Origin of the sequence: Dietzia sp. DQ11-38-2, assembly GCF_014145055.1 — a bacterium.
Lineage (GTDB): Bacteria > Actinomycetota > Actinomycetes > Mycobacteriales > Mycobacteriaceae > Dietzia.
Window position 1 is genome coordinate 1 of sequence record NZ_JAALDW010000084.1, and the last position, 6,122, is coordinate 6,122.

At 69.4% G+C, this 6,122-nt stretch carries 5 protein-coding genes and 1 pseudogene; all 6 read right to left on the reverse strand.

From position 1 onward, the window contains the following. The coding region (gene ileS, locus G6026_RS03355) for an isoleucine--tRNA ligase (protein WP_182612260.1) at window positions 1-3,053 on the reverse strand (3,053 nt) is incomplete at its 3' end. Between the two features lie 282 nt (window positions 3,054-3,335). Beyond that, the gene (locus G6026_RS03360; RefSeq protein ID WP_107756225.1) at window positions 3,336-3,566 is read right to left on the reverse strand and encodes a hypothetical protein; all 231 of its coding nucleotides are present in this window, start codon (window positions 3,564-3,566) and stop codon (window positions 3,336-3,338) included. Between the two features lie 125 nt (window positions 3,567-3,691). After that, window positions 3,692-4,603 (reverse strand): DivIVA domain-containing protein, encoded by a 912-nt coding sequence (locus G6026_RS03365; protein WP_182612261.1) that lies wholly within the window; start codon window positions 4,601-4,603, stop codon window positions 3,692-3,694. A gap of 156 nt (window positions 4,604-4,759) precedes the next feature. After that, entirely contained in the window at window positions 4,760-5,059 is a 300-nt protein-coding gene (locus G6026_RS03370; protein ID WP_107756224.1) for a YggT family protein, read from the reverse strand. Window positions 5,060-5,129: 70 nt separating this feature from the next. Continuing rightward, the gene (locus tag G6026_RS03375; protein ID WP_107756223.1) at window positions 5,130-5,825 is read right to left on the reverse strand and encodes a cell division protein SepF; all 696 of its coding nucleotides are present in this window, start codon (window positions 5,823-5,825) and stop codon (window positions 5,130-5,132) included. Window positions 5,826-5,896: 71 nt separating this feature from the next. Next, a pseudogene (locus G6026_RS03380) lies at window positions 5,897-6,122 on the reverse strand (alanine racemase); the annotation flags it as partial.

Consider the following 6,122-nt stretch of genomic DNA (forward strand, 5'->3'; position numbering starts at 1 on the left):
CGGTCGGCCCACTCGCGACGGTCCGCCGGGACCTCCAGGCGTACCCGGATGCGGTCGGAGATGTCGAAACCGGCGGCGCGCCGGGCCTCCTGGATCTCGCGGATCCGGTCCTTGGCCCAGCCCTCGGCCTCCAGCTCCTCCGTGACGGTCAGATCCAGCACCACCAGACCGGCCCCGCCTGCAAGCGCCGCCGTGGACTCCGGATCCGCGGCCACGAGGCGGTGCTCGTACTCGCCCTCCTGCAACTCGACGCCGCCGGCGACCACCACTCCGCCGACCTCGGACCAGTCGCCCGTCTTGGCGGCCTTGATGCACGCCTGCACCTGCTTGCCCAGCCGCGGCCCCGCCGCCCGCGCGTTGACCGCCAGCTCCATCCGCCCGTGGGCGGCCACGTCGCTGGTCAGTCGCACCTCGCGCACGTTCACCTCGTCGGCGATGATGCCGGTGAACGGCTCAAGCCGCTCGGCGTCGGGCATCGCCACGGTGAGCACGTTCAAGGGCAGGCGCACGCGCAGGTGCTTCGCCTTACGGATCGAGGACACCGTGGAACACACGTCGCGGACGGCCTCCATCGCCTCGACCAGCCCGGCGTCGTGCGGGAGCTCGTCATCGGCCGGCCAGTCCGCCAGGTGAACGGACTCCCGTCCGGTCAGCCCGGTCCACACGACCTCCGTCATGAGGGGCAGGAGCGGCGCGGCGAGCCGCATGGTCGTCTCGAGGACCGTGTAGAGCGTGTCGAAGGCGTCGCGCGAATCCTGGCCCGACGCCTCCCCTGCCCAGAACCGCGACCGGGACCGGCGCACGTACCAGTTGGTCAGGGCATCGGCGAACTGGCGCAGCTCGTCGCACGCGGCGGCGATGTCCGTGCTGTCCAGGGCCCGGGTCATCGCATCCCGGGTCGTGGCCAGCCGCGACAGGATGTACCGGTCCAGCACGTGGGGTGAATCCGTCCGCCAGGTGGCGCGCTCGGCGGCGTACAGCTGCAGGAAGCTGTAGGAGTTCCACAGCGGGAGCATGGCCTGGCGCACGCCCTCCCGGATGCCCTGTTCGGTCACCACGAGATTGCCGCCACGGAGGATGGGGGAACTCATGAGGAACCAGCGCATGGCATCGGAGCCGTCGCGGGCGAACACCTCGTTGACGTCCGGGTAGTTGCCCTTGGACTTGCTCATCTTGAGGCCGTCGTTGCCCAGCACGATGCCGTGCGCGGCGACGTGCGTGAACGCGGGCCGGTCGAAGAGAGCCGTGGCCAGGACGTGCAGGGTGTAGAACCAGCCCCGGGTCTGGCCGTTGTACTCCACGATGAAGTCGCCCGGGTTGTGGGTCTCGAACCACTCCTTGTTCTCGAAGGGATAGTGGACCTGGGCGAACGGCATGGACCCGGACTCGAACCAGCAGTCGAACACGTCGGCCACACGCCGCATGGTGGACCTGCCGGTCGGGTCGTCGGGGTTGGGCCGGGTCAGCTCGTCGATGTACGGACGGTGCAGATCAGCGGGCCGCACGCCGAAGTCGGCCTCGAGCTCGTCGAGAGACCCGTAGACGTCCACGCGCGGGTAGGCGGGGTCATCGGACTCCCAGACGGGGATCGGCGCGCCCCAGTACCGGTTCCGGTTGATGTTCCAGTCCCGCGCGCCCTCGAGCCACTTGCCGAACTGCCCGTCGCGCACGTGTTCGGGCATCCAGGTGATCTGCTCGCGATTGAGTTCGACCATCCGGTCGCGGAACGCGGTGACCTTGACGAACCAGGCCGGCAGGGCCATGTAGATCAACGGCTGGCCGGACCTCCAGGAGTGGGGGTAGGAGTGTTCGATGGTCTCGTGGCGGATCAGTCGCCCCGCCGCGCGCAGGTCGCGTGAGATCGGCGCGTTGGCGTCGAAGACCAGCTGGCCCGCGTACGGCGGCACCTCGGCGGTGAACTTCCCGTCGGCTCCGACGGGGATGACCAGCTCGATGCCGGCCGCGTCGCAGGCGTCCTTGTCCTCCTCGCCGAAGGCCGGCGCGAGGTGGACGATGCCCGTACCCGAGTCGGTGGTGACGTAGTCGGCCGCCAGCACCACGTGCGCGTTCGGGTGGCCGGCGAAGAAGTCGAACGGCGGGACGTACGGCAGCCCCACCAGTTCGGAGCCCTTCGCGGTGGCCACCACCTCCGCGTCCTCACCGAACTCGGGCGCGTACACCCCCCGGCGCGCCTCGGCCACGACGAAGCGTCGGCCGGCGAGATCACCCGTGTTCACCTGCACCACGCAGTAGTCGATGTCGGGGTGGACGGCGGCGGCCAGGTTGGACGGCAGGGTCCAGGGGGTGGTGGTCCACACCAGCGCCTCGGCGCCGTGGAACGGGCTGGACTGCGGGGCCTCGAGCGGCAGTCCGACCGTGACCGCGGGGTCCTGTCGCATCTTGTACGCATCGTCCAACCGCGTCTCCTGGTTGGACAGGGGCGTCTGCTCGTACCAGGAGTACGGCAGCACGCGGAAACCCTTGTAGACCAGACCCTTGTCGTAGAGGCGTTTGAACGCCCACAGGACGGACTCGGTGAAGTCGATGTCCAAGGTCTTGTAGTCGTTCTCGAAGTCCACCCAGCGGGCCTGGCGGTGGACGTAGTCCTCCCACTCATCGGTGTAGCGCAGCACCGACTTCTCGCACGCGGAGTTGAACTCGGCAAGACCCATCTCGAGAATCTGCGACTTCTCGGTGATCCCCAGCTGCTTCTCCGCCTCGAGCTCGGCGGGCAGACCGTGGCAGTCCCAGCCGAACCGGCGTTCGACCAGGTAACCGCGCATGGTGCGATAGCGCGGGATCACGTCCTTGACGTACCCGGTGAGCAGATGTCCGTAGTGGGGTAGGCCGTTGGCGAACGGGGGGCCGTCGTAGAAGACGTACTCGTCGGCATCCGCTCGCCTGCGGACGGACTCACGGAAGGTGTCGCGCTCGTCCCACCGGGCCAGGACGGTCTGCTCGAGCGCGGGGAACGACGGCGACTGCGCGGTGGTGCCGCCGGTGAGGTCGAGAATCGGGTACGCGCTACCCGTTGCGGTGGGCTCGGTGCTCATGTGGGCGGACTCCTCGAGGTACGGGCCCACACGAGTTGGTACCCGTGGGGCCGACAGGCCTGCGCTCGGGGACGAACCGGACGCGACTGGCGCATCCGTCCGCGGTACCACCCCGTTTGGCGTCGACGGTGCGACGCCCACTCGTGGATCGGGGACCCTGACGGGCTCCCCCGTTCGGTTCTACTGAGCCGCTCCCACCTCGGGACCGACCGTTCTTCCGAGCGCTCCCCGGTGATGGCCGGATCTCAGCGCATCCGGCTCATCGCCGGACATCGGGTGATGCTACCTGTCGCTGTGGGCGCCCGTCTCCTCCGCCTCGTCACTCGCGTCCGGTGGATTCTCTCCGGAGCCGTCGCGGGCCGTCCTCCCGCGGAGAAGATCCATGAGCAGCAAGAGCAGTCCGAGGGCGCCGGCCACGATGCAGGCCCACGCCCACCCGATCTGTCCGGTCGCCACGGCCGCGACGAGGAAGGCGAAGCCGAGCAGCGTCAGTCCGAGTGCGACGACGAGCATGCGTTCCTCCTGCCGTGGTGCGAGTCGTGGAATACACCGGCTCCGGGGCGGACCCACCCCCCGAATATACGTCGGTCCCCGCACCCTGGGCAGGGGCGGGGACCGGACGCGACGACTCGGATGGGCTACTCGGCGCGGTGGCCGCCGTCCTTCTTGCCACCCTGGTCCGGCGCGCCGGCGTTCTCGGCCGGTGCGGCGGGGGCGGCGGAGCCGGACTTGCCGAGTTCTGTCAGCTGGTTCTCGAGGTAGCTGGTGAGGCGGCTGCGGTAGTCCTTCTCGAAGGTCCGAAGCTGCTCGATGCGACCCTCCAGCACCCCGCGCTGCTGGTTGATGGTGGCCATGATCTCGGTGTGCTTGCGTTCCGCGTCGGCCTGCAGGGCGTCGGCCTTGGCCTGTGCTTCCTTGATCTGCTGCTCGGAGCGCGCCTGCGCGTCCTTGACGATCCCGTCGGACTTGGCCTTGGCCTCGCCGAGGATCTTGTCGGCCTCCCTGCGGGCGTCCCCGACCATCTTCTCCGACTGGTTCTTGGCGTCGCCGACGAGGCGATCGGACTCACCGCGGGCCTTGGCCATGAGCCCGTCGGACTCCTTCTTGGCCTCGCCCGTGAGGCGGTCCGCCATCTCCTGCGCCATCGCCAGGACGCGGGCCGCGCGCAGATGGGTGTCCGAGTTGGCGGAACCGCTGTCCTCTCCGGCGAGTGACGGCGTGGCCGCGGGCGGCGCCGGAGTCGGTGCCGGGGTCGGCGCCGGGGCGGGCGGGGTGGCGGCCCGCGGCTCCTCGACGCGGCCGGCACCCGAACCGCTAGCGGAGTCAGCGGAGGCCTTGTCGGACTTCTCCGCCGCCTTCCGGGCCTTCTCGAGGTCCTTGGTCAACTCGTCGACACGCTGACGGAGGTCGTCGTTGTCCTCCACGAGGGTTCCGAGCTCCTCCTCTACCAGGTCGAGGAACTGGTCGACCTCGTCCTCGTTGTAGCCCCGTTTACCGATCGGCGGCTTTGAGAACGCGACGTTGTGCACATCGGCTGGAGTCAAGCGCATGGGATACCCCTCGTGGTCGTCTCGGGTGCCGGTCCGGCGTTCTCGAACCGGACCCACGACTTCATTACTACCTTAACGCGTGCCAATCTAGTCACATTCGGCCCGCGCGTCACCTGCGGCCCGGGTGACCGCATCACTTGTGTCCCGCCACGCCCCTCACGCGACGCTGGTGATCATGATCCGCAGGACCAGCTGGATCACGATGATGATGACGAAGAGCACCAACACCGACAGGTCGAGGGAGACCTGCCCGATCCGGACCGGCTTGATGACCTTGCGCAGCGCCTTGACCGGAGGATCGGTGATGGTGAACAGCCACTCCAGAACCACCGCCAGGACACCGCGGGGGCTCCAGCCACGGGAGAACGACGCGATCATCTCCACGACGATCCTGGCGAGGAGCAGATACCAGAAGACCTGGGTGATGATGTAAAGGACCAGCAGGATTTCACGCACGGGACAAGACTACTGGCAGCGATCGACGCCGCGCCGCGGGCACCCGGTCAGACGGGGTGGCCGCCCGGGATCAGCGACGGAACGCGCCGTTGACCGCGTCCCGGACCTCGGCTTCGGTGAGATCCATTCCGGCGGGCTGCAGCAGGAAGGTGCGCTCGCGATCGGTGACCTTCTCCATGCGGCCGTCGAGACCGAAGACCAGGCCGGCGGCGAAGTCGACCATGCGGCGCGCGTCCCCGGAGGCCATCGTGGACAGATCCAACACCACGGCTCGGCCCGCGCGGAAGTGCTCCCCGAGGCTCTTGCCGTCACCGAATCCCCGCGGACGCTCGACCACGGTCTCGGGGAGGGTCACCAGCCCGTCCTCGACGAAGTCCTCTTCCGGAGCCAGGGCGACGGCGCCGCGGGTGACGGGGACGCCGCGGAGCGAGGCCCGGGCCCCGGCCTCCGCCGCGTGGTAGCGCCTCGGGCGCGGGGCGGGGTCATCGAGACCGCGGTGCCGACGCTCCGGGGCGGGCTCGTCGACGGGATCGAGATCTCCCAAGCGGGGCCGGGGGGTCGCCTCGTCGTCGTACCGGTCGGCGGCGTACCCGTAGTCCGCTCGGCGATCGCGCGAGACGCCGCCGAGGTCGTCGGCCTCGTGCGGCGCACGGGAACCGCGGAGGTCGTGGTGGATCGGGCGGTCGTAGTCGTCCAGGTACTCGTCCTCGTACGCCGCGACGGGCGACATTCCGAAGTACTCCTTGAACCGGGCGATTGCGCTCATCTTCCGGGGACCTTCCTGATACGGGTCGTCGCGGGCCGTTCGTCGCGGGAGAGGCCCCGCGATGCTGGACCTCAAACTACTGGCCGTGGTCCCAGGATCGCCGTTCCGACACGCACGCAGGTCGAACCGGCGGCGATCGCGGATTCCAGGTCGCCGGACATCCCGGCGGAGAACTCACGGGCCCCCGGGTGAGCGCGACGCAACTCCTCCGCCACCCGGGCGGCCTCGGCGAAGTGAGCGGCGGGCGGTCCGGTCAACGGCGGCACCACCATGAGCCCGGCCAGCCGCAGGTGGTCC